This is a genomic window from Serratia sp. 14-2641 (assembly GCF_001692375.1).
In the GTDB taxonomy this organism is placed as follows: Bacteria; Pseudomonadota; Gammaproteobacteria; order Enterobacterales; family Enterobacteriaceae; genus Chania; species Chania fonticola_C.
Genome location: NZ_LXKR01000009.1, coordinates 118,845 through 142,143 on the forward strand (window position 1 = coordinate 118,845; position 23,299 = coordinate 142,143).

General features: G+C 55.6%; 18 protein-coding genes. 9 read left to right on the forward strand and 9 right to left on the reverse strand.

Features of this window, described 5'->3' with window-relative positions; all coding sequences use genetic code 11:
- Window positions 1–48 precede the first annotated feature (48 nt).
- Window positions 49–339 (forward strand): pyrimidine/purine nucleoside phosphorylase, encoded by a 291-nt coding sequence (gene ppnP, locus A6U95_RS06405; RefSeq protein WP_021180225.1) that lies wholly within the window; start codon window positions 49–51, stop codon window positions 337–339.
- Window positions 340–415: 76 nt separating this feature from the next.
- On the opposite strand, the gene rdgC is transcribed toward ppnP, so the two are convergent.
- A complete protein-coding gene (gene rdgC, locus A6U95_RS06410) occupies window positions 416–1,327 on the reverse strand; it encodes a recombination-associated protein RdgC (protein ID WP_065683899.1) in 912 nt (303 codons plus the stop codon).
- A gap of 240 nt (window positions 1,328–1,567) precedes the next feature.
- Between rdgC and mak the strand changes: the two genes are divergently transcribed.
- Window positions 1,568–2,476: a fructokinase gene (gene mak, locus A6U95_RS06415; protein WP_065683900.1), complete on the forward strand. Its 909-nt coding sequence runs from the start codon at window positions 1,568–1,570 to the stop codon at window positions 2,474–2,476.
- Window positions 2,477–2,535: 59 nt separating this feature from the next.
- Here mak and A6U95_RS06420 read toward each other — a convergent pair whose 3' ends face one another.
- From A6U95_RS06420 to sbcD, 3 genes are all read right to left on the reverse strand, one after another.
- Window positions 2,536–3,393, reverse strand: coding sequence for a PRD domain-containing protein (locus A6U95_RS06420; RefSeq protein WP_065683901.1), 858 nt, complete (start codon window positions 3,391–3,393; stop codon window positions 2,536–2,538).
- Between the two features lie 206 nt (window positions 3,394–3,599).
- Window positions 3,600–6,851 carry an exonuclease subunit SbcC gene (sbcC, locus tag A6U95_RS06425; RefSeq protein WP_065683902.1) on the reverse strand — a complete coding sequence of 1,084 codons (3,252 nt, stop codon included), beginning with the start codon at window positions 6,849–6,851 and terminating at the stop codon, window positions 3,600–3,602.
- Window positions 6,848–8,077: an exonuclease subunit SbcD gene (gene sbcD, locus A6U95_RS06430; protein WP_065683903.1), complete on the reverse strand. Its 1,230-nt coding sequence runs from the start codon at window positions 8,075–8,077 to the stop codon at window positions 6,848–6,850. The genes sbcC and sbcD overlap by 4 nt, the downstream gene beginning before the upstream one ends.
- A 202-nt stretch (window positions 8,078–8,279) precedes the next feature.
- On the opposite strand from sbcD, the gene phoB reads away from it, so the two are divergent.
- The 6 genes from phoB (at window position 8,280) to proY (ending at window position 15,843) form a co-directional block, all read left to right on the forward strand.
- The gene (phoB, locus tag A6U95_RS06435; RefSeq protein WP_021180214.1) at window positions 8,280–8,969 is read left to right on the forward strand and encodes a phosphate response regulator transcription factor PhoB; all 690 of its coding nucleotides are present in this window, start codon (window positions 8,280–8,282) and stop codon (window positions 8,967–8,969) included.
- Window positions 8,970–8,993: 24 nt separating this feature from the next.
- Window positions 8,994–10,310 (forward strand): phosphate regulon sensor histidine kinase PhoR, encoded by a 1,317-nt coding sequence (phoR, locus tag A6U95_RS06440; protein WP_024528666.1) that lies wholly within the window; start codon window positions 8,994–8,996, stop codon window positions 10,308–10,310.
- 13 nt (window positions 10,311–10,323) lie between these two features.
- Window positions 10,324–11,262: a phosphate ABC transporter substrate-binding protein PstS family protein gene (locus A6U95_RS06445; protein ID WP_065683904.1), complete on the forward strand. Its 939-nt coding sequence runs from the start codon at window positions 10,324–10,326 to the stop codon at window positions 11,260–11,262.
- Between the two features lie 188 nt (window positions 11,263–11,450).
- Complete coding sequence (locus A6U95_RS06450) at window positions 11,451–12,554, forward strand: cobalamin-independent methionine synthase II family protein (RefSeq protein WP_065683905.1); 1,104 nt, start codon at window positions 11,451–11,453, stop codon at window positions 12,552–12,554.
- 498 nt (window positions 12,555–13,052) lie between these two features.
- Window positions 13,053–14,372 carry a branched-chain amino acid transport system II carrier protein gene (gene brnQ, locus A6U95_RS06455; protein WP_065683936.1) on the forward strand — a complete coding sequence of 440 codons (1,320 nt, stop codon included), beginning with the start codon at window positions 13,053–13,055 and terminating at the stop codon, window positions 14,370–14,372.
- A 73-nt stretch (window positions 14,373–14,445) separates the two neighbouring features.
- Window positions 14,446–15,843, forward strand: a complete 1,398-nt coding sequence (proY, locus tag A6U95_RS06460; protein WP_024528662.1) for a proline-specific permease ProY — start codon at window positions 14,446–14,448, stop codon at window positions 15,841–15,843.
- Window positions 15,844–16,031: 188 nt separating this feature from the next.
- On the opposite strand, the gene A6U95_RS06465 is transcribed toward proY, so the two are convergent.
- Together A6U95_RS06465 and A6U95_RS06470 are read right to left on the reverse strand one after the other, a co-directional pair.
- On the reverse strand, window positions 16,032–16,307 hold the full coding sequence (locus A6U95_RS06465; protein WP_065683906.1) for a hypothetical protein: 276 nt from the start codon (window positions 16,305–16,307) through the stop codon (window positions 16,032–16,034).
- Window positions 16,308–16,440: 133 nt separating this feature from the next.
- The gene (locus A6U95_RS06470) at window positions 16,441–17,706 is read right to left on the reverse strand and encodes a mechanosensitive ion channel domain-containing protein (RefSeq protein ID WP_065683907.1); all 1,266 of its coding nucleotides are present in this window, start codon (window positions 17,704–17,706) and stop codon (window positions 16,441–16,443) included.
- Window positions 17,707–17,944: 238 nt separating this feature from the next.
- Between A6U95_RS06470 and malZ the strand changes: the two genes are divergently transcribed.
- Window positions 17,945–19,768, forward strand: a complete 1,824-nt coding sequence (gene malZ / locus A6U95_RS06475) for a maltodextrin glucosidase (protein WP_065683908.1) — start codon at window positions 17,945–17,947, stop codon at window positions 19,766–19,768.
- 46 nt (window positions 19,769–19,814) lie between these two features.
- Here the strand turns inward: malZ and ggt are convergent, their stop codons facing one another.
- The 3 genes from ggt to A6U95_RS06490 form a co-directional block, all read right to left on the reverse strand.
- Window positions 19,815–21,578 carry a gamma-glutamyltransferase gene (gene ggt / locus A6U95_RS06480; RefSeq protein WP_065683909.1) on the reverse strand — a complete coding sequence of 588 codons (1,764 nt, stop codon included), beginning with the start codon at window positions 21,576–21,578 and terminating at the stop codon, window positions 19,815–19,817.
- A 226-nt stretch (window positions 21,579–21,804) separates the two neighbouring features.
- Window positions 21,805–22,407, reverse strand: a complete 603-nt coding sequence (locus A6U95_RS06485) for a peroxiredoxin C (protein ID WP_037375265.1) — start codon at window positions 22,405–22,407, stop codon at window positions 21,805–21,807.
- A gap of 230 nt (window positions 22,408–22,637) precedes the next feature.
- A complete protein-coding gene (locus A6U95_RS06490) occupies window positions 22,638–23,219 on the reverse strand; it encodes an ACP phosphodiesterase (protein ID WP_065683910.1) in 582 nt (193 codons plus the stop codon).
- Between the last annotated feature and the right edge of the window lie 80 nt (window positions 23,220–23,299).

A 23,299-nucleotide genomic window follows, 5' to 3' on the forward strand; every position in this document is an offset into this window, starting at 1 on the left:
TCCCCCAATATGGAGATCCCTCAAAGATGATTACGCAGGTGCCAGTCTATGCTGAAAGTGAACGAGTATTTTGCCGGGAAAGTGAAGTCTATCGGTTACGATAGTAGCAGCATCGGTCGTACCAGCGTCGGGGTGATGGAAGAGGGTGAGTACACCTTCGGTACCGCACAACCGGAAGAGATGACGGTGATCACCGGGGCATTGAAAGTGCTGTTACCGGGCGCACCAGATTGGCAGGTGTTTACGCCAGGCGAGAAGTTCTTTGTGCCTGCGCAGAGTGAATTCAACGTTCAGGTTGCCGATGCGACGGCCTACCTGTGTCGTTATCTGAGTAAGTAATCAGTACAGTTTGGCCGGGGATGAAGATTTTCCCCGGCACTCCTCAGAGGGCGCAACTTGTTGCGCCCCTTCTGTTTTAGCGCTGTGCTTCGCCACCCAAGGCTTCGATGGTGTTGCTGATCAAGGCCGCCAGTTCGCTGGTCATCAGGATGAAGTCGGCATCGAAACGCTGGGCAAAATCCTCACGTTCGATATCATCGTTCTGATCGCGCAGCGTATCGGCAAACTTCAGGCGCTTGAGTGAGCCGTCGTCGGCCAGCACCAGTTGGATGCGTTCCTGCCAATCTACCGCCAGCTTGGTTACCAGCTTGCCAGCTTCGATATGTACGGCAATCTCGTCGCTGATCAGGTTCTGCTTCTTACAGCGGATCACCCCGCCTTCTTCCAGAATGGCCTTCAGTTCGGCCTCATCCTGAATGATAAAACCGGCTGGCAGTTCGCCGGAGCGGACCCATTCGGTCAGCGTCAGCTCGATCGGGCTTTCCATGGTCAAAGGTACCACCGGCAGAGAGCCCAGGCTCTTACGCAGCAGCGCCAGCATATCTTCGGCGCGTTTGGCGCTGGCGGCATCGACCATAATCAGACCGTTAACGGTATCGATCCACATATAGGTCTGGTTGAAGCGGCTGAAGGCGCGTGGCAGCAGGCTGTGCAGCACTTCATCTTTCAGGGAGTCTTTCTCGGTTTTTTTCAGCTTGCGGTGCTGCTCGCCTTCCAGTTTTTCGATCTTGGCCTGTAGCTCTTGTTTCAGTACCGGAGAGGGCAGGATCTTCTCTTCTTTACGGGCGCAAATCATGATCTGGCCGTTAACCGCGTGCGTCAGTGCGTCGCTGTGAGAACCCATCGGGGAAACCCAGCCGGTTTTCGCCATGTCCTGGCTGCCACACGGGGTGAAGGCAAAGGCGCTGAGCTGTTTTTCCATTTCATCCGCAGTTAGCGCAACGTCGCGGCTCAAACGGTAAACCATCAAATTCTTAAACCACAGCATAATGTTATCCCAGGCTGGGCGTGCATTTGGCACGCAGATTCATCAAAAGCAGGGCGGCATAATAACGAATTGACGCTGAAAAATCGCCTCATTCCCGCTGATTTGCGTCCACTGCCGCGTTTCACACAGCCAGATAGGGGAATTGCCATTGGCGTCACATTCGGTGAGCGTGGCGTGAGCCGGGCTATGCGCTACACTGGGCGGCAAGTTTGTTGTCGCGCTGAATTGGGGAGAGAAATTGTGCGTATTGGTATCGATCTGGGTGGCACTAAAATTGAAGTGATTGCATTGGCTAACGATGGAGCGGAGCTGTTCCGTCATCGCATTGCCACCCCTCGTCATGATTATCAGCTGACGCTTGAGGCTATCTGCGGGCTGGTGACGCTGGCGGAGGAAAAAACCGGCCAGAAAGGCTCGGTGGGTGTGGGGATCCCTGGGACGCTGTCGCCCTTTACCGGCCTGGTAAAAAATGCCAACTCTACCTGGCTGAATGGTCAGCCGATGGATAAAGATCTTTCCGCAATGTTGCAACGTGAAGTGCGACTGGCTAACGATGCCAACTGCCTGGCTGTATCGGAAGCCACTGATGGTGCCGCTGCGGGAAAAAAAACCGTGTTTGCGGTGATCATTGGCACCGGTTGTGGGGCTGGAGTTGCGATAAGCGGCCAGGTGCATTCCGGGGGCAATGGCATTTCCGGCGAGTGGGGCCACAACCCGTTGCCGTGGTTGGATGAGGACGAACTGCGTTTTCGCGCCGAAGTGCCCTGTTACTGCGGCAAGCAAGGCTGTATAGAAACCTTTATCTCCGGTACCGGTTTCGCTACCGACTATGCACGGTTGAGTGGTCAAGCCCTGAAAGGCCACGAAATTATGGCGCTGGCTGCACAACAGGATGCGGTGGCAGAGTTGGCTATTCAGCGTTACGAAATGCGGCTGGCGAAGTCTCTGGCTCACGTGATCAATCTCTTTGATCCCGATGTGATCGTCCTGGGCGGCGGCATGAGCAACGTGGAGCGGCTGTATCAAACGGTGCCGTCACTGGTGAAACCTTGGGTATTTGGCGGCGAGTGCGAAACGCCAATCCGTAAGGCAATACACGGTGATTCCAGCGGTGTACGCGGTGCAGCCTGGTTATGGCCTCAGGTGTAACAAACCTCAAGCGCCTTACTCCGTAGGGGGGCAGTTTGCAGCCCCCTACGTTGAGAACCCTAATCCTTTGGTGCGTAGTCTTTTTCGCTTTCGCTGCGTACCCGCTCGATATGGATGGTCAGAAACAGCATCTCTTCGCTGGTCAACTGGTGCTGGTAGTTCTTCTCGATATGCTGGTTGATCTTGCCAGCACAGGCGAATGACTCGCGGTATTTCTCCTTCACTACCTGATACAGCGAATCGTCCTCGCTGTTGACGTAATTCTTGCCTAGCAGGCGCTGGGCAAAGAATTTCAGGTGGGTGACAAAACGATGGTAGCTGAGGGTTTCCTCGTTGTAGTCAAAACGGAAATGATATTTGACGATATTGAGGATCTCCTGCATCACGCGGGTGATATGCAGGGTGTTGTGCATTTCGTCATTGAGCTGCGCGTTGACCAGGTGCAAGGCGATAAACCCAGCCTCGTCTTCCGGCAACGTAGTTTCCAGGCGCTGGGCGATGATGGTTAACGCCTCAAGCCCGATGGCAAACTCGTTTGGATAGAGTTTCTTGATCTCCCACAGCAGTGCGTTCTTGATATCCAGCCCTTGCGCGTGGCGTTGCAGCGCAAAATGGATATGGTCGGTCAGCGTGATATAGACAATGTTATGCAGTTTCCCCGGCAACCGCTCGCGGGCGAGGGTGATGATCTTGTCTGCGGTGGTGACACATGCCAGCGGGATCTCCGCCAGCAGTTCTTTGTAGCGTTCGCTCATTTCGCCACTGTTGAGGGTGAACACCTTTTCAATCAGGCTTTCATCCACACTTTCCCCGGCTTTCTTTTGAAAGCCAATGCCACGCCCCATAACCACCGTTTCCTCCTGATGGTCATTCAGCGTAATCACTACGTTATTATTGAGTATTTTAGCGATTTTCATGGCTATTCCCGGCCCGCTGAAAACGAAAAAACCCGACGTCCAGGAGCGATCCCGGAGGTCAGGTTTTGCCTGTATGCACAGTGACAATCCTGTAATCATTATCATGATAACCGTTGTCGGCTCTGGCTCAATGCTTTTCAGCCTGTACTGTCGCCGCGATCACATTTCTGGTCGTAGTTACCTCTTGACGTAAACCTCAGTCGCGGTCATTCGCAGCGAAACTGCGCGTCCAGTCGGCTGACCCCCAGCCCATTGACCTTTTTCACCTTAATCTGTACCGGGATACGCTCCTTCATCGCCTCCACGTGGCTGATCACGCCGATGGTTTTGCCGGTGGCGTTAAGGCTGTCCAAGGCGTCTAGCGCGGTATCCAGCGTCTCGGCGTCCAGCGTGCCGAAGCCCTCGTCCAGGAACAGCGAATCGATGCTGGTCTTGTGGCTGACCAGATCGGACAAGGCCAGCGCTAGCGCCAGACTCACCAGGAAGCTTTCACCGCCGGAAAGGGTACGGGTGTCGCGCAGGGCATCGGCCTGCCAGGTATCAACCACCTGTAGCTCCAGCGCATCACTGGTTTTGCGCTGCAACAGATAGCGCCCGTGCAGGCGGCCAAGCTGGTTGTTGGCCAGATACACCAGGTGATCCAGGGTCAGGCCCTGAGCGAACTTGCGGAACTTGTCGCCCTCCTTGGAGCCGATAAGCTGGTTGAGCAGGCTCCAGTCGTCATACTGCTGTTGGCTTTGGGCGATCTGTTCGAACAGGGACTGTTGATTGAGGCGGCGCTCGGCATCGCTGCTCAGTTGGTTGCGCACCTCACCTTGGCGCAGCTGTAGTGTTTTCAGCCGCTCTGCCAGTTCGCTGAGCGCGGTGGTGAGTTGCTCAATATTAACCTGGGTTTCATCCAGTTCCGCAGGGCGATCTAGCCGGTGCTGTTCCAGAGCTTGTACGGCCTGCGCCAACAGCGTTGTGGCCCGCACCTGGCGCTCCTGCAACTGCTCTTTGTGCTGCTGTAAGCGCTGGCGTACGTCGTCATCCAGTAGCGCGGCGTTGAATGCGGCCTCATCGTCGAAGGTACTGCTAGCCAAGGCCTGCTGCCACTGTTGCTCGGCCTGTTGTCCCCGTTCGGCTTGCTGTTGCTGTTGTTGCTGCAAACCGACCCACTGGCCAGCCAGGCGATCGCGCTGCTCCTGGGCTTTGTGCAATAGCTCAGTAGCCTGTTGTAAGGCGTGCTCTGCGGCGATTTGTGCCGTGCGTAACTGCTCACGGGCTTCAGCCACCGTTCTCTCACCAAACAGCGCGATGCGTTCGTTACGCTGTGCCAGCAGCTGAGTTTCATTCGTCAGGCACTGCTGTTGCCACTGTGCCAATTGGCGCTGGGTTTCCTGCTGGCTTTTCTGCAGTAGCTCAAAGCGCTCATTCAGCCGCGCCGTTTCCTGTTGCGAACTCTGCTGTTCAGTTTGCAGGGCATTCAGGGCATCCTTCGCAAGCTGTACGGCCTTGGCGAGCCGTTCGTGCTGCAACAGCAGTTGCTGACCGGCCTGTTCCTCACTATCGCAAGTCTCCAGCCAGGCGGTTAACCGGGCGCTGTCTTGCAGCGTAAAGTCGAAGGCCAAGGGCGCGCTGAGGGTTTGCCAGCTTTGCAGATAGCTTTCCTGCTGCTCAAGTTCCTGGTTCAACTGCGTTTGCAGGCGTTGCTGCTGCTCTTTCAGGCTTTCACTGCGTGCGCGCAGCTCTGTTCCTTTAGTGTGCAGCTCTTCGGTTTGGGTGCGCAATTGAGCGACGCGCTGTTCCGTTTCTGACGGTTTGACGGCCTGATATTGCTCGATCGCCGGATGCTGCGTGGAGCCGCACAGCGGGCAGGGGGCATCGGTTTGCAGACGCGCCCGTTCGGCTTCCAGACTGACGATGCGCTTTTCCAGTTCGAGCGTCTTCTCAACGTCTGTCAGATGCGCTTTTTGCTGTTTATACTGCTGGCGCACCGCATCGAGCTGGGTTTCTACTTCGGTCAGCTGTTTTTGGCGCGTAGTGAATTCGAGCCGCTGCTGCTCAAGGCGCTGTTGGTTCTGCTGGAACAGTAAGGCCAGTTTGGACAACTGTTGACGAACCGGGCGCAAGCCACTCAGTTCGGTCTGGCGGTGACGCAGTTTCTCCTGTGGGGATTGCGCCTCTAACGTGGCTTGCTGCTGGAGTTGGCTATCCAGCGCCGCCGTGAGTTCAAGCTGCCTGGTCTGATAGTGACCCGCCAGGGTAGCCAGTTGGCCGCGTCTTTCGGTGAGTTGTTCCAGCGTGCGCCGCAGCTCTTCGCTCTGCCGCTGGCTCTCCGCATGCTGTTTACGCGCTTCTGCCAGTTGGTTTTGTGACTGAGCAATCTGATGATCGAGCGGCAACACCTTGTCATCTATCAGCGTTTGCTGCTGTTGCTGATGTGCCGCCTGGGCTTGCCTGGCCTTTTGCGCCTGATCCAACTGCTGCTGTAACGGGATTAGTTCGGCCAATTGCCGCTCTTGCTGCTGAGCCAACTGTTCGATCTGTTGCTGCAACGCCAAACGATCCCGCTGACAACGATTACGCTCATTGAGCAACGGGCGCAGTTTCTCGGCAGGCTCACTGCGAGCTAACTGTTGCAACTGCGGTTCGGAAAGTTGGAACTCCTGCTGCACACCAGCCAGCTGTTGCTGATAATCCTGTGTCTGTTGCTGGATGGTTTGCCAGCGTTGTAGCCAGCTCAACTGATGCTGTTGCTGCTGTGATTGTTGGTTAAGAAGCTGCTCTTCAGCCCCCAGTTCCCCTAGCTGGTTTTCCAGCACCTGGCGCTGCTCATCATTGAGCAGTTCAATCCCGCTGGCGCGGTGATGTAAAGCGTCCAGATCGCTTTTCGCCTGTTTGTGCTGTTCGAAGACCTGTGCCGATAGCCGCCCATAAATTTCGGTGCCGGTCAGTTCTTCCAGCAGTTCGGCACGCTCGTTGGCCTTGGCGTTCAGGAAGGCGGCGAACTGGCCCTGCGACAGCATCATCGATTTGGTGAAGCGGCCAAAATCCAGCCCGGTGATTGCGGCAATCAGCTCTTTTTTATCGGAAATTTTATCCGCCAGGATTTTGCCGTCTGCCCGCAGTGCCAGCTCCACCTTGGGAGCCTGCAGGTTGCCGTCCGGATCGTTTTTCGCCCGGCGTTGGCTCCAGAAGGCGCGATAGCCGATGCCTTTGACCTCAAACTCCACTTCGGCCAGCGATTCGGCGGTGTGGCGGGTCATCAATTCGTTCTGGCTGGCGCTGACTTCCAGGCGCGGCGTCTGGTGATAAAGTGCCAGGCAGATGGCATCCAGCAGGGTGGTTTTACCTGCTCCTGTGGGGCCGGTGATGGCAAACAGGCCGTTGCTGGCGAAGGGTTCCGCCGTGAAGTCGATTTTCCACTCGCCCTGTAGCGAGTTGAGGTTTTTCAGCCTTAGGCTCAGGATCTTCATGCCGATGGCTCCTCATGCTGATGCAAGGTTTCCACCACCTGCTGGAACATCTGCCGCATCTGCTGTTGGCGCGGTTCGGCCATCTCGGCTTCCAACGCCAACCGGCGCTCGAAGACTTCGCTGACGCTTAATTCATTCAAGGTTTCTTTATCCTGCTGGGCAATGGTCTGGCTACGTTGCTCTTTACTGCGCCGCAGCAGCACCACTTCAACCGGTAAATCTTCCGCCAGCTGTTGGATGCGGCGCTGAATATCGCTGAGGTAATCCTGAGTGGCTACTTCGATATCCAACCAAACCGGGAGTTCGCCCTGATAATCGGCAAACTGCTGTAATTGAGCCTCTATTTGCTGCAAATCACCTTTGATCAGCTGCATGGGCTGGAAGATGGGGATCTCCAATGGTGTGATCTGTTGCAGCGCACCGTCGGCAAAATCGACCAGAAACACGCTTTTGGCTTTGCCTAACTCGTCAAAACTCAATGGGATTGGCGAACCGCTGTAGCGGATATGCTCGGATTTGGCGACGTTCTGCGCGCGATGGATATGCCCCAACGCAATGTAATCGGCAGGGGGGAATGCCTGGGCCGGAAAGGCGTCTAGCGTACCGATATAGATATCCCGTACCGAATCCGAGGTGGTGACGCCCACGGTGGTTAAATGGCCTGTGGCGACGATCGGCAGTGGCAAACCCAACGCATCGCGGCGCGTACAGGCCGCCTGATACAGGTTTTGGTAATGTTCGGCGATGGCCTCTTGCAGAGCTTGCTGCTTTTGGTTGCCAGACTCACCGGCGCGGCTGGTGAGCAGATCCCGTGGGCGCAAGAACGGAATGGCGCAAAGTACCGCACCTGGTTGGCCATCAAGCTGATTGAGCACCACGATTTGCTGCTCAAGCTCGCTTTGCGCGTTGGCAATCACGGTGGTATTCAGGCAGGAAAGCAGCTCACGTGATTCGTTCAGCGTGGCCACGGAGTCGTGGTTGCCGCCTAGCACCACCAGTTGGCAGCCGGTGCGTTGCAGCTCCACCACAAAGCGGTTGTACAGTTCACGGGCGTAGCTGGGCGGGGAGCCGGTATCGAATAAATCGCCTGCGACGATCAGCGCATCCACCCGCTGCTGTTCCACCTGTTCGATCAGCCAACGTAAGAAGGCCTGATGCTCGGCGGCGCGGCTTTTGGTGAAAAAGTACTGGCCCAAATGCCAGTCGGAGGTATGGATCAGGCGCATAGGTCTTCCATCGCTAACAGGAGGATAAGGGCGTAAATGGGCCTTATCGTAACTCAAGCATGATGATATTTCTTTAACGTCAGGAATAATCGCTATGCTTACTGCGATCGACCGGGCTTTTTTTTCATAAAAGTGTCACAAAACTGACGCATAATGGCGACCGCAATCAACTGAGATCGCTAACACATTGGCAGGATTGACGATGGCAAGACGCATACTGGTGGTGGAAGACGAAGCGCCGATCCGTGAGATGGTGTGCTTTGTGTTGGAACAGAATGGTTACCAACCGTTGGAAGCCGAGGATTATGACAGTGCCGTTACGCGCCTGTCTGAGCCGTTCCCTGATTTGGTGTTACTGGACTGGATGTTACCGGGGGGTTCCGGCATTCAGTTTATCAAGCATATGAAGCGCGAGGCGATGACCCGGGATATCCCGGTGATGATGCTGACCGCGCGCGGTGAAGAAGAAGATCGGGTACGTGGCCTGGAGGTTGGCGCGGATGATTACATCACCAAACCGTTCTCGCCCAAGGAGCTGGTGGCACGTATCAAGGCGGTGATGCGCCGTATTTCACCAATGGCAGTAGAAGAAGTGATTGAAATGCAGGGGCTAAGCCTGGATCCTTCCTCGCACCGGGTGATGGCCAATGAGCAGGCGCTGGAGATGGGGCCGACCGAGTTCAAACTGCTGCACTTCTTTATGACTCATCCGGAGCGTGTTTATAGCCGCGAACAGTTGCTTAATCACGTCTGGGGCACTAACGTTTATGTGGAAGACCGCACCGTTGATGTGCATATCCGCCGGCTGCGTAAGGCGCTGGAGACCAGTGGTCATGACAAGATGGTTCAAACCGTTCGCGGCACCGGTTATCGGTTCTCAACGCGCTACTGATCGCACTGCGCTGGAGAGGTTACCGTGCTAGAACGTTTATCGTGGAAGAGGCTGGCGCTGGAGCTGGCCCTTTTTTGCCTGCCTGCCTTATTGCTGGGGCTGATTTTCGGTTATCTGCCCTGGCTGCTGTTGGTTTCGGTGCTGGCTGCGCTGGCCTGGAACTTCTATAACCAACTCAAACTTTCCCACTGGCTGTGGGTGGATCGCAGCATGACGCCGCCGCCGGGCCGCTGGAGCTGGGAACCGCTGTTCTATGGCCTGTATCAGATGCAGCAGCGTAACCGCCGCCGCCGCCGTGAGCTGGCGCTGTTGATCAAACGCTTTCGCAGCGGGGCCGAATCCTTACCGGATGCGGTAGTGATGACCACCGTTGAGGGCAATATCTTCTGGTGTAACGGCCTGGCACAGCATCTGCTGGGCTTTCGCTGGCCGGAAGATAACGGCCAACACATTCTCAACCTGCTGCGCTATCCGGAATTCAGCCATTATCTGCAACAGCAAGAATTTACCCGGCCGCTGACGCTACAGCTGAATAACGAGCACTTTGTCGAATTCCGTATCATGCCCTATTCCGAAGGCCAACTGCTGATGGTGGCACGTGATGTGACCCAGATGCGCCAACTGGAAGGGGCCAGACGCAACTTCTTCGCCAACGTCAGCCATGAGTTGCGTACGCCGTTAACGGTGTTGCAAGGCTACCTGGAGATGATGAGCGATGAAGAGCTGGATGGTTCGCTGCGTGGCAAAGCCTTGGGCACCATGCAAGAGCAGACCAAGCGCATGGATGGGTTGGTTAAACAGTTGCTCACGCTCTCCAGGATCGAGGCTGCACCAAACGTGGATATGAACGAGAAGGTGGATATTCCGTTAATGCTGCGGGTGTTGCAGCGTGAGGCGCAGTCGCTCAGCGGTGGTAATCACCAGATCAATTTCCGGGTGAATGAAAATCTGCAGGTGTTCGGTAACGAGGATCAACTGCGTAGTGCGGTTTCCAATCTGGTGTACAACGCCGTCAACCATACTCCGGTGGGCACCAATATCGAAGTGAGTTGGCAGCAGACGCCGCAGGGGGCTCAGTTCCAGGTCAGTGATAACGGGCCGGGCATTGGTGCCGAACATATCCCGCGTCTGACCGAGCGTTTCTATCGCGTGGATAAAGCGCGTTCGCGCCAGACCGGCGGCAGTGGGCTCGGGTTGGCCATCGTGAAGCATGCGCTCAGCCATCATGATTCACGGCTGGAGATCCTCAGCGAGCCAGGCATTGGTACCCGTTTTATTTTTACCTTGCCTAACCGGTTGATTGTTCCCGCGGCTTTAGCAGAGAATGCGGTGAAAAATTAACAGGTAGCCCGCCATGAATCGATTTACCCAAGCTTTGCTGCTTTGCCTACTGTTGTCGGTTGGCCGCGGGGCCGTGGCTGCTCCGGATGGCATGCTTTCCGGCAACCTGTCCAGCGTGGGCTCCGATACCCTTGCCAACCTGATGGCGCTATGGGGGCAGGATTTCAGCCGACACTATCCCAACGTGAACCTGCAACTGCAGGCTGCCGGTTCCTCGACGGCACCCACCGCATTGGCGGCAGGAGCGGCGCAGCTTGGGCCAATGAGCCGGCCAATGAAGGCGGCGGAAGTATCGGCGTTTGAGCACCGCTATGGCTATGCGCCGCTGGCGGTGCCGGTCGCGGTTGATGCGCTGGTGGTGCTGGTGCATCAGGACAATCCGCTAGGTGGCTTGAACCTGCAACAGCTGGATCAAATCTTTTCCGCTACCCGCCGCTGCGGGGAAAATACGCCGATTAACCGCTGGGGAGAGCTGGGGCTGCAGGGCAGTTGGCAGCAACGTGCCTTGCAACGCTTTGGCCGCAATTCCGCCTCGGGTACCTATGGGTATTTCAAACTGCGTGCGTTATGCGGTGGTGATTTTATGGCGCGAGTGAATGAACTTCCGGGGTCGGCCTCGGTGGTGCAGGCGGTGGCCGGATCGTTAAACGGCATTGGCTATGCCAGCATCGGTTTTCGTGCCAGCGGGGTGCGGCTGTTGCCCCTGGCAGAAACGGGTGACCGTTATATTGAACCTAGCGAAACCAACGTGCGTAACGGCAGCTATCCGTTGGCGCGCTACCTGTATATCTACATCAACAAAGCTCCCAACCAGCCGCTGGAACCCCTGACGGCGGCATTCCTCGACCGTGTACTGTCTGCTCAGGGGCAGGATCTGGTTAATCACGACGGTTATTTGCCGCTGCCGCCAGCTACGCTGCGCAAAACCCGCACGCTTCTGGGGCTGGATTAGTCCGGCCAACTTGAATTTAATTCAACACCAATGAAAATTTCTCCATTGCCGAGTAACCGGTGACATGAAAGGATGCACTTAAGCGGTGTAGACGTCTGGATGTCTATTTGTAACCCAGCGTAATAATTCAACTTGTCAATGATTGGAACTGATGGCGGCTAGCCCTCAGTGCATCATCGGAGCAGAACATGTCCAAAGCCAGCCATGCCTTTCACGCCGACGTTGTCGGTAGCCTGTTGCGCCCTGCGGCGCTGAAAACGGCCCGTCAGCAGTTTCAGAATGGTGAGATCGACGCGGCCCAGCTGCGCGCAGTAGAAAACGAGCAAATCCGCCATATTGTCGGCAAACAGCAAGAGATCGGCTTACAGGTCGTGACCGATGGCGAGTTCCGCCGTGCCTGGTGGCACTTCGACTTCCTTGAGGGGCTTGATGGTGTAGAAGGCTACGACGTGGAGCAGGGCATTCAGTTTAACGGAGTGCAAACCAAGGCCCGCAGCATCAAGGTGACCGGCAAACTGGGCTTTAGCAACCATCCGATGCTGGAGGATTTCCGTTTCCTGAAAAGCGTAGCCGGTGATGCAGTACCGAAGATGACCATCCCGAGCCCGAGCGTGCTGCATTTCCGCGGTGGCCGTAAGGCGATCGACCCGCTGGTGTACCCAGATCTGGATAGCTACTTTGACGATCTGGCACAAACCTACCGCGATGCGATCAAAGCCTTTTACGACGCCGGCTGCCGCTACCTGCAGCTCGACGATACCGTCTGGGCCTATCTGTGCTCCGACGATCAGAAGCGCCAGATCCGTGAGCGGGGTGAAGATCCTGAGCAATTGGCCCGTACCTACGCAGAGGTTCTGAATAAAGCCATCGCCGGTAAACCGGAAGACTTAACCATTGGTCTGCACGTTTGCCGTGGTAACTTCCGTTCCACCTGGATCTCGGAAGGCGGTTATGAGCCAGTGGCGGAAATCCTGTTTGGCCAGGTGAATATTGATGCCTTCTTCCTGGAATATGATAACGAACGATCTGGCGGTTTTGAGCCACTGCGTTTTATCAAGCCGGGCAAGCAGCAGGTGGTGCTGGGGTTGATCACCACCAAGACCGGTGAGCTGGAAGATCCGGCGGTGGTGCAACAACGCATCAAGGAAGCAACGCAGTTCGTCGATATTAAACAGCTATGCCTGAGCACGCAGTGTGGCTTTGCCTCTACCGAAGAGGGCAACAGCCTGAGTGAGCAGCAGCAGTGGGATAAGCTGCGTAGCGTGGTCAATATCGCAGCGTCGGTCTGGTAAGCGCCAGTAAAATGAGCACATGACACGCGTTTAGCATCTGGTTATTGGTGTTTTCACGCACTGTGTAACCATTTGTTTCACATTTCGTGAGTGATGTGCTAAAAAATAATACAAATCATGTAGTGCATATTTATTGATAACCCCTATGTTCGACTGGATGAGAGATATTATCTGGACGATCACTCTGCTTTCCGTCCTGCGTATTGCCTTTTGGCACTATAAACGTTTAACTATCCCCCTATTGCCGGACTAAACCTCCATTTTCCCCAGCTTTCTGCGGTGATTGCGACCAGGAATTCAGCAGGGGAAAAAACGTCTAAAAATCTGCTCGTCATCATGAGTATTCACCTTTATCAAGGTCAGACGCTGCTATTGCGCGCTGTCTGTTGCCTATGGGGATCACGATGAGAGAGCAGGCCGGCAACCGAACCGAAGTGGGGCACTTTTGCCACCATGCTTATCGGCAATTTTTTATTTCAACAGGCAGCACAACAGATTATGAGTCATCGTTTAGCGTCAAAAGATATTCTGGCTTTGGGTTTTATGACCTTTGCCTTATTCGTCGGAGCCGGGAACATCATCTTCCCGCCGATGGTGGGTTTGCAATCTGGCGAACACGTCTGGATTGCGGCAATTGGTTTCCTGATCACCGCCGTGGGTCTACCGGTTCTGACCGTGATTGCCCTGGCTCGCGTTGGGGGCGGCGTTGATGCATTAAGCTCACCGATTGGCCGTAGCGCCGGTCTGTTGCTGGCAACGGTATGCTACCTGGCCGTTGGCCCGCTGTTTGCCACCCCGCGCACCGCGACCGTTTCCTTTGAAGTTGGTATTGCGCCGTTGACCGGTGACGGTGCCATGCCGCTGTTCATCTATAGCCTGGTCTATTTTGCGCTGGTGATTGGCATCTCGCTCTATCCGGGCCGCCTGCTTGATACCGTGGGCCATATTCTGGCACCGTTGAAGATCGTGGCGCTGGCCGTGCTGGGTATTGCCGCAGTGATGTGGCCAGCAGGGGCACCAATCCCTGCGGTAGATGCCTACCAAACCGTGCCGTTCTCTTCCGGCTTTGTTAACGGCTATCTGACGATGGATACGCTGGGCGCCATGGTGTTCGGTATCGTGATCGTTAACGCCGCACGTTCTCGTGGGGTGAAGGACGCTGGTCTGCTGACTCGTTATACCATCTTGGCCGGTTTGATCGCCGGTGTGGGTCTGACGCTGGTCTACCTGAGCCTGTTCAAGCTGGGCTCCGGCAGCGGCGTGTTGACGCCGGATGCGACTAATGGCGCGGTAGTGCTGCATGCCTACGTGCAAAATACCTTCGGCGGCCTGGGCAGCTTCTTCCTGGCGGCGCTGATCTTCATCGCCTGTATGGTGACCGCGGTGGGCCTGACCTGTGCCTGTGCGGAGTTCTTCGAGCAATACCTGCCGTTCTCTTATAAAACGCTGGTATTCATTCTCGGCCTGTTCTCGATGGTGGTGTCCAACCTCGGCCTGAGCCACCTGATCCAGATTTCGATCCCGGTGCTGACTGCGATCTATCCGCCTTGCATCGTGCTGGTGCTGCTGAGTTTCACCCTGCGTTGGTGGAGCAGTGTATCACGTATTGTTGCGCCGGTGATGTTAGTCAGCCTGTTGTTTGGTATCCTTGATGCGGTGAAAGCGTCCAACTTCCAGCATTTGATGCCAGAATGGACCAATCACCTGCCGCTGGCGGCGCAGGGGCTGGCATGGTTGCCACCTTCGCTGCTGATGCTGGTACTGGTCGCGATTTATGATCGGGTTTTTGCACGCAGCCAAGTGACTGCTCACCCTTAAACCTACGGTCTGAATTTTAGGCCACGGACTTGTCCGTGGCTTTTTTACGTTTAAATAAAGACGGGTCATTTTCATGCAACAACAGTCACCCACCGCAGCTCCAGCCAATAAGCTCAAGCGCGGCCTCAGCACGCGCCACATTCGTTTTATGGCCCTAGGTTCGGCCATTGGTACCGGTTTGTTTTACGGCTCCGCAGAGGCCATCAGAATGGCTGGCCCCAGCGTCCTGTTGGCTTACCTGATCGGCGGTATCATTGCCTTTATCATCATGCGCGCGCTGGGCGAAATGTCGGTGAATAACCCGCAGGCCAGCTCGTTCTCGCGCTATGCCCAGGATTATCTTGGGCCGATGGCAGGTTACATTACCGGTTGGACCTATTGCTTTGAAATCCTGATTGTTGCCATTGCCGACGTGACGGCCTTCGGCATCTACATGGGCGTCTGGTTCCCGGAAGTGCCGCATTGGATCTGGGTGTTGAGCGTGGTGCTGATTATCGGTGCCATCAACCTGATGAGCGTGAAGGTGTTCGGTGAACTGGAGTTCTGGTTCTCGTTCTTCAAGGTGGCGACCATTATCATCATGATCGTCGCCGGTATCGGTATCATCGTCTGGGGCATCGGCAACGGGGGGCAACCGACCGGGATACACAACCTGTGGGTTAACGGCGGCTTCTTCAGCAACGGCTTTATTGGCATGATCCTATCGCTACAGCTGGTGATGTTTGCCTACGGTGGGATTGAAATTATCGGCATTACCGCCGGTGAAGCCAAAGATCCTAAAGTGTCGATCCCCAAGGCCATCAACTCGGTACCTTGGCGTATCCTGGTGTTCTACGTCGGGACGCTGTTCGTCATCATGTCTATCTATCCGTGGAACCAGGTGGGGACCAACGGTAGCCCGTTTGTGCTGACCTTCCAGCATATGGGGATCACCATTGCGGCAGGTATCCTTAACTTCGTGGTGATCACCGCCTCACTGTCGGCGATTAACAGCGACGTGTTCGGCGTTGGCCGTATGATGCATGGCTTGGCGGAGCAGGGGCATGCCCCGCAGGTGTTCAGCAAAATCTCCAAACGTGGTATTCCGTGGGTGACTGTAGTGGTGATGATGGCGGCCATGCTGATCGCCGTGTATCTCAACTACATCATGCCGGAAAGCGTGTTCCTGGTGATTGCTTCACTGGCGACCTTTGCCACCGTGTGGGTGTGGATCATGATCCTGTTCTCGCAGATCGCTTTCCGCCGCAGCTTGAGCAAGGATCAGGTCAGCAAGCTGGCGTTCCCACTGCGCGGTGGGGTATTCACCTCGGTGGTTGCCATCATCTTCCTGGTGTTTATCATCGGCCTGATCGGCTACTTCCCAACGACGCGTATTTCCCTGTATGCCGGTCTGGTGTGGGTCGCGGTGCTGTTGCTCGGCTACTACATCAAGGTGAACCGCCAGAAAAAGCGAGCCGTATTGACGCAGTAAGATTGTCCCTCACGCCAACCCTCTCCCACAGGGAGAGGGAGCTGTCCTGAGCGCGTAGTTAGCCCGTGCGGTTTCGGAAAGCAGAGGGTAAGAACAAGAAAGGCAAGATATTACGCAAAGCAATCAACTAGCTCTGTCGGTCCCATTGGGAGAGGGTGAGAGGAGTGGACTGAAGCCAACGCTCCTCACTACCGTATTAATATGTTTTCCTCTTCCGTATCGCCATCACCGGCCGCTCTGGCCTCCATCACCAGATTGCTTTCGCATAACCGTTCTTCCTTCCCTTCTCCGGAACAGCGCACAAGCACTTCACGAATATCCATCATGCTGCTGCTCAAGGCGCTGAGCTCCGGTTGCAATGTGCGGCTCATCTGGCTTTCGTCCAGCGTGGCGCTGTGCAGGTAGCCAGCAAACATCAGCGTGGCCAAGAGGGTGATCAGACGGTGTTTTGACGATGTTAACAAGATGCCTGCTCCGAACGATAAAATGGCGTGTGGGTATTAATAGCCATTCGACGGCAGAAAGAAAGTCGCAGGAGATATCTGTTGGCAATCGGTTGAAGATAATTACCAACAGAAATAATTTCGTCAGGTTACGTCAGGGATTGTTGGGCGCGGGCTGCAGGTTTGCCAGCATGCTGCGCATGTCATTGCCGCTTGGTGTCTGGTGGATGCGCAGATCAAATTCGCCGATCGCCGCCAGCAGATGATCGAAGATATCCGATTGAATACCTTCGTACTCGGCCCACACCGTGGTGTTGGTAAAGGCGTAAATCTCCAGCGGCAGCCCTTCCGGCGTTGGGGCCAGTTGGCGTACCATCAGCGTCATATTCTGGTGGATACCCGGGTGCGAACGTAAATAAGCCACCAGATAGGCGCGCAAAGTACCAACGTTAGTCAGGCGGCGGCCATTCAGCGGCGAACTGAGATCCACCTCGCTCTGCTGGTTGTATTTACCCAGCTCCTGGGTTTTATCGTTCAGATAGCGTTGCAACAGGGGGTTGCGGTTGAGGCGTTCCTGTTCCTCCGACGTCAGGAAGTGGACGCTGGTGGTGTCGATATTGATGCTGCGCTTGATGCGGCGGCCACCGGATTCAGACATCGAACGCCAGTTCTTGAACGAATCAGAGATCAGCGCATAGGTGGGAATGGTGGTGACGGTGTTGTCCCAGTTTCTGACCTTGACCGTGGTCAGGCCGATATCGGTGACCGCGCCGTCGGCACCGTATTTAGGCATCTCCAGCCAATCGCCGATTTTCAACATATCGTTGGCGGAAAGCTGGATCCCGGCGACCAGGCCAAGAATGGGATCTTTAAACACCAACATCAAGACGGCCGTCATGGCCCCTAAACCGCTGAGTAACAGTAGCGGTGAACGGCCCATCAGCAGTGAGATGATCATGATGCCGATAAAAATGGCGGCGACCAGTTTCACACCCTGAAAAATGCCACGCAGCGGGAGCTGATTGGCAAGCGGGCTTTGGCGCATCAGAGCCAACAGCGTGTCGAGCAGTGAGAACAACGTCAGCAGGGAGAATAACAGGATCCACACCTGCGCCGCAGTGACGATAATTGCCTGAGTCTGGCTGCCATTATGCAGCCACAGCACCGCCTGCACGTTGATGATCACCCCTTGCAGCAGTAGGGCGGCACGCTGGAAGAGTTTATGTTGGGTGATAGCCTGCTGCCAGAGACGTTGTGAATGCTGGCCACGGCGCTGGATAGCGGTCAGCACCACGCGGTGCAGCACCAGATGGATCACCACGGAAATCAGTGCAATCAGCCCAAGCACCATCGCCAGTGACATCATGTCGGTGAATTCCAGCCCAATGCTTTCCAGCCATTGCCTTATTTGTTGTTGCATGCTCGCTCCCTCCAAAGTACTTAAAAAACATCCAATAAATCTAAAACCCGTTAGCCTAAAGGTTATCGGGCATGATATGTGTCTGTTTACCCACTTTTACATTGTAAATCAGCATCTCCACCCCTCGGCTCATCCCCGAGTTTATCACTGAAAGAGGAGGGAGAACGGCGCTCAACGTGGCATGGTGCGTGGCATTGCATTCGTCGTCGATTTGGTTTGCTACATCAGGAGAAAATTCATGCTAAATGCCTGGCATCAGCCGGTTCCACCTTTCGTGGTGAATAAGGGGCAGCGTCTGGAGATCGCTTTGTGGTTGCAAAGTGATGAGTTGCCTGAACAGGTCTTTCTTCGCGTCGAGCCGGACAATGAAGAGTGGTTGCTGATCATGAAGCCTAAGGCGGTAGAGGGGCTCTGGCGCTACCAGGCCAGCCTGACGCTGCACGAAGGGGAGCCGGTACGGCGCTACTGTTTTAAACTGCTATGGGCCGATCGTCAGCAATGGTTTGGCCCGCAGGGCTGGTCGCTGACCCCTCCGGGGCAACTGGCACAGTTTGCCGTAGATGAGCCAGATAGCAGCCCAGGCTGGGTGGCCGATCAGGTGTTTTATCAGATTTTCCCCGATCGCTTTGCCAGCAGCGGCGGGGAGCATGGCATCCAGAGTGGCAGTTATCACCATCATGCCGCCGGAAGTGATGTGATACGTCGTGACTGGCAACATCCGCTTGAGGATGAGCACGCTGCTTCGACTTTCTATGGTGGCGATCTGGATGGCATCAGCGAGAAGCTGCCCTACTTGCAGCGGCTTGGTGTCACCGCCCTGTATCTGAACCCGATTTTCACCTCACCCAGCGTCCATAAGTACGATACCGAAGATTACTATCAGGTCGACCCCTATTTTGGCGGTAATGACGCCTTGCTGCGTTTGCGAGTAAGCACTCACAAGGTGGGAATGAAACTGGTGCTGGACGGCGTATTTAACCACACCGGAGATTCCCATCCCTGGTTTGATCGTTATCAACAGGCAGAGGGGGGGGCGTGCCATCATCCCGATTCCCCTTATCGTGGCTGGTTCAACTTCTACCCGGACGGTAACGTGCTGAGCTGGAAGGGCAATACCAATCTGCCCAAGCTCAACTTTGCCGAACCGCAGGTGGTCGATACTATTTATCGGGCGGACAACAGCGTGGTACGCCATTGGTTACGCCCGCCGTACAGCATCGACGGCTGGCGGTTGGACGTGGTGCATATGCTGGGGGAAAACGGCGGTGCAGCGGGGAACCTACATCACCTGGCCGGAATGTATCAGGCAATCAAGCAAGAGAACCCAGATGCCTATGTGCTGGGCGAACATTTTGGTGACGCGCGTCGCTGGCTGCATGCCGGGGTTGAAGACGCCGCCATGAACTATATGGGCTTTGCCTTGCCGGTTAGGGCGTTTCTGGCCGGTGTCGACGTGGCTTATCATCCGGTGCTGCTGGATGCGGCAGACTGTGCGCAGTGGATGGACGATTACCGGGCCGGATTGCCCCATAACCGACAACTGATCCAGTTCAATCAGTTAGATAGCCACGACACGGCGCGTTTCTTGACCTTGCTGGATAACAATCCGCGCCGTATGCAGATGGCGGCGGTGTGGCTGCTGGCGTGGATTGGCGTGCCTTGCCTGTATTACGGTGATGAAATTGGTCTGGATGGCGGCAACGATCCCTTCTGCCGCAAGACGTTTCCTTGGGACGAAAGCCAATGGGATCGGCCACTGTTGGCCTTGTTTAGCCGCCTGACGGCACTGCGTAAGCAGAGTAAGGCGCTACGCCGTGGCGGCTGCCAGGTGTTGTATGCGCAAGGGGAGACGCTGGTGTTTGTGCGTACTTACCAGCGGGAGCAGGTACTGGTGGCGTTGCAGCGCAGCGATAGTGGAGACGTTGAACTGCCTTATAGCCCGCTGTTGCGAGAGGGTAAATGGCAGCTAGTGGAAGGGGAAGGCGAACGGGTTGCGCAAGAAGGTGGCTTGCGGTTGCAGTTGGCAGCCGAGTCGGCCAGCGTGTGGCGGCTACGTAGCTGAAGTTTGCTAAAGGTTTACCCGTCAATCGGCGGGTAAACCAGATTCGTCAGTATCCCACCGCAGATCCTGCCGGGCGGCGTACGTCATTGGCTCCGTACAGGTAGCCTTCACGTACGCGTCCAGAAACGGCAGAATCATTACCCGAGTTGGCCGGGCTGACACCCGCCGCGCCTGGCAATCCCACCATAATCAGCTCTGCAGCGCCCCAAGGGGTTTGCTCAACCATCTTGTAGCCCATTTCCTTGAGGATTTTCAGCGTATCGGCAGAGACACCGCGTTGCTCGTAATAGACCTCATCCGGCAACCATTGATGATGGATCCTCGGGGCATCCACGGCTTCCTGCGGGGCCATGCCATGATCGATCACGTTCAGCGCGGTTTGCAGCGTGATGGTAATGATGCGTGAACCGCCTGGCGAGCCGAGCACCATAAAGATTTTGTTGTCTTTGGTCACCAGCGTAGGGCTCATGGAGGATAGTGGGCGCTTACCGGGGGCGATGGCGTTGGCCGTTCCCTGCACCAGGCCATAGAGGTTCTTCTCACCGACCTTGACGGTAAAGTCATCCATTTCGTCGTTGAGGAAGAAGCCGGTACCCGGTGCGATCACCACGGCACCAAAACGGCCGTTGACGGTATAGGTGGTCGACACCGCATTCCCTTCATGATCGACAATCGAATAGTGGGTGGTTTCCGGTTTTTCGTGCGGCTCCATCCCCGGTTGTACATTGACAGAAGGCGTAGCCTGATTGGCGACGATTTTCTTGCGGATCTCATCGGCGTAGCTTTTGCTCACCAGCCGATCGATCGGATTCTTGATAAATTCAGGGTCGCCGAGATAGGTATTGCGGTCCATATAAGCATGGCGCATCGCCTCGGTCATGGTGTGGATCGTCGCAGCCGAGTTAAAACCCATGCTTTTCAGATCGTAACCCTCAACGATATTGAGGATCTCGCACAGCGTGACGCCGCCGGAGCTAGGCGGTGGCGCAGAGACGAATTTATAACCGCGATAGCTACAGGTTATCGGCGTAGCCTCGGTCACTTTGTAGTTGGCGAAGTCGGCGGCGGTGAGAATGCCTCCCCCCTGTTTGGCAGCGGCTTCAACCGCCTGCGGGATTTTTCCCTGATAGAACGCGGAAGGGCCTTCTTTGGCGATGGCTTCCAGCGTGTTAGCCAGGTCAGTTTGCACCAGGCGATCGCCCGGTTGCAGCGCAGAACCGTCTTTACGCAGGAAGATTTTGGCTGACTCCGGGTCTTGCTTGAAGCGTGCGACGGTGGTGTCGAGAATATCGGTATCGGCCCGCGTCAGGATAAAGCCCTCACGGGCCAGCCTGATGGCCGGTTCCATCACCTGTTCGCGGCTCAGCTTGCCGTACTTTTTACGTGCGGTCTCCATCCCCAGCACCGTTCCCGGCACGCCAGCGGCCAGATAACCGTACAGGCTGGCGTCTTTTTTCACCTTGCCTTGCGCATCCAGATACATGTCGGCACTGGCCGCCGCCGGAGCGGTTTCACGGAAGTTGATAAAGGTATCGGTGCCATCGGCCAGATGCAGGGTCATGAAACCGCCGCCGCCGATATTGCCGCAGCAAGGGTTAACTACCGCCTGGGCATAGCCAACCGCGACCGCAGCATCCACCGCGTTGCCCCCCATCTTGAGAATATCTACGCCGACCTGTGAGGCAAGATGCTGCGAGGTGACCACCATGCCATTTTGCGCTTCCACCGCCGGGTTAGAGGCGGCATACAGTTGGCTGCTGACCAGCAAGGCTGCCAAGGTCAGCGGTTGACTCCATTTTTGCAAAAACATAACGACTCCTGTGTTGATCCCTGTTTTTTTATTTGTCCCGCAGGTGCTGCAAAGCGCAGGCCAACCTATGAAGAGTAGCCATGGATAGGGAATACGGCGGTAGGAGGAGTGAAAAATGTGAAGCGAAACAGGGGAATATTGCACTGGAGGGGGGCGGTTGCACCGATTTTGGGCATAAAAAAACCGGCCAGCAGGGCTGACCGGTTCTGACACTTACAGGCTGAAATTACAGCTTGGAAGCGTTCTCAGACAGGTATTTAGCTACGCCGTCTGGAGATGCGCCCATACCTGCTTTGCCTTTTTCCCACTGAGCTGGGCACACTTCGCCGTGCTCTTCGTGGAATTGCAGCGCGTCAACGGTACGGATCATTTCGTCGATGTTACGGCCGATTGGCAGGTCGTTCACGATCTGGGAACGAACAACGCCGTTCTTGTCGATCAGGAAAGAACCACGCAGGGCAACGCCCGCTTCTGGGTGTTCGATGCCGTAAGCTTTCTGAATTTCGCGCTTAACGTCAGCAACCATTGCGTATTTCACTTCACCGATGCCGCCTTTGTCGACAGGGGTTTTACGCCATGCGTTATGGACGAATTCTGAGTCGAAGGAAACGCCTACAACTTCAACGCCGCGCTTCTGGAACTCTTCATAGCGGTGATCGAAAGCGATCAGCTCAGAAGGACATACGAAGGTGAAGTCCATCGGCCAGAAGAACAGTACGGCTGGTTTGCCGTTCAGGTGCTTCTTCAGGTTGAAGTTTTCTACGATTTCGCCATTGCCTAAAACGGCTGCAGCGGTGAAGTCAGGGGCTTGACGAGTTACCAGGACCATAATTACTCCTGTAATAGTAGTTCAATGGGTTGATGTAAAAGCAGGGGCCAGTATAAGGGCCACCACTCGGTGAGGGAAGGGTGAAAGACCAATCAATGAGATAGCTTCCACCTATCAAACCGAGAGAATAAATTCAGCAGTCTTTCAAAATAACCTTTTCGTACAAAAGGGCAAGGACAAAAAGCCACATTCCGTTAACTAAATGAGTAATAGGGTTTTTTATCCCGCCATCACAATGTCTTGTTTCTCGCCTGTTCCATCATACGGGGATAAAACTGCCAGAACTGTGTTTCAAGCTGATGATACTGGCGTTCCACGTCGGTAAAGGAGCCAGCCAGTGCGGCCAGCCGTGGGCGGCGGCTAGCCATGCCTGCCAATACATCGCCGATAAACGGTAGCTCGGCGTAACGCTCCAGCCAGCGTTCGGGCCAAAGATAGCTGTTCAGGTTCTGGAAACGCTGTGGCGTCTGCGGCAGATGCGGCACGATCAGGCTACGAGCTTGTTGGGTGAAGCTCTGTAAGCTGCACGTCGGCTCAAGCTGTTGCCAGTGGCGGGCCAGAAAGTGATCCCAGACCACGTCGAGCGTAATGGGGGCGACGCGGCGGAATTGTGGGCTGAAATAGTCGCGACAGGCTTTGACTTCCGGTTGGATATCGGTCAAAACATCGACGCGCCGATGCATCATGATGCCAGCCACGACCGCCGGGTCGTAATCACCTGCGGGGTTGCCGCGCACGAAATCGGCGAGCAGGTTGCCAAGCAGCGAGCTTTCCGCAAGCTGGGCCAAATGGAGATGAGCGAGAAAATTCATCCGCCAACTATAACCCAAGTCATGCAATTCCTCCTTATTCCTTGCTGCTTGTCGCCCGCGGCTTTAGACTGTACCGCCTG

What these genes read in the sequence shown, in the direction of transcription:
- rdgC (WP_065683899.1), bottom strand. Translation starts at nt 1,327, where the DNA reads ATGCTGTGGTTTAAGAATTTGATGGTTTACCGTTTGAGCCGCGACGTT.
- A6U95_RS06420 (WP_065683901.1), bottom strand. Translation starts at nt 3,393, where the DNA reads ATGAAAATCGCTAAAATACTCAATAATAACGTAGTGATTACGCTGAAT.
- A6U95_RS06470 (WP_065683907.1), bottom strand. Translation starts at nt 17,706, where the DNA reads ATGCAACAACAAATAAGGCAATGGCTGGAAAGCATTGGGCTGGAATTC.
- sbcD (WP_065683903.1), bottom strand. Translation starts at nt 8,077, where the DNA reads ATGCGCCTGATCCATACCTCCGACTGGCATTTGGGCCAGTACTTTTTC.
- proY (WP_024528662.1), top strand. Translation starts at nt 14,446, where the DNA reads ATGCAACAACAGTCACCCACCGCAGCTCCAGCCAATAAGCTCAAGCGC.
- A6U95_RS06445 (WP_065683904.1), top strand. Translation starts at nt 10,324, where the DNA reads ATGAATCGATTTACCCAAGCTTTGCTGCTTTGCCTACTGTTGTCGGTT.
- A6U95_RS06490 (WP_065683910.1), bottom strand. Translation starts at nt 23,219, where the DNA reads ATGAATTTTCTCGCTCATCTCCATTTGGCCCAGCTTGCGGAAAGCTCG.
- A6U95_RS06450 (WP_065683905.1), top strand. Translation starts at nt 11,451, where the DNA reads ATGTCCAAAGCCAGCCATGCCTTTCACGCCGACGTTGTCGGTAGCCTG.
- A6U95_RS06485 (WP_037375265.1), bottom strand. Translation starts at nt 22,407, where the DNA reads ATGGTCCTGGTAACTCGTCAAGCCCCTGACTTCACCGCTGCAGCCGTT.
- ggt (WP_065683909.1), bottom strand. Translation starts at nt 21,578, where the DNA reads ATGTTTTTGCAAAAATGGAGTCAACCGCTGACCTTGGCAGCCTTGCTG.
- ppnP (WP_021180225.1), top strand. Translation starts at nt 49, where the DNA reads ATGCTGAAAGTGAACGAGTATTTTGCCGGGAAAGTGAAGTCTATCGGT.
- phoB (WP_021180214.1), top strand. Translation starts at nt 8,280, where the DNA reads ATGGCAAGACGCATACTGGTGGTGGAAGACGAAGCGCCGATCCGTGAG.
- brnQ (WP_065683936.1), top strand. Translation starts at nt 13,053, where the DNA reads ATGAGTCATCGTTTAGCGTCAAAAGATATTCTGGCTTTGGGTTTTATG.
- malZ (WP_065683908.1), top strand. Translation starts at nt 17,945, where the DNA reads ATGCTAAATGCCTGGCATCAGCCGGTTCCACCTTTCGTGGTGAATAAG.
- sbcC (WP_065683902.1), bottom strand. Translation starts at nt 6,851, where the DNA reads ATGAAGATCCTGAGCCTAAGGCTGAAAAACCTCAACTCGCTACAGGGC.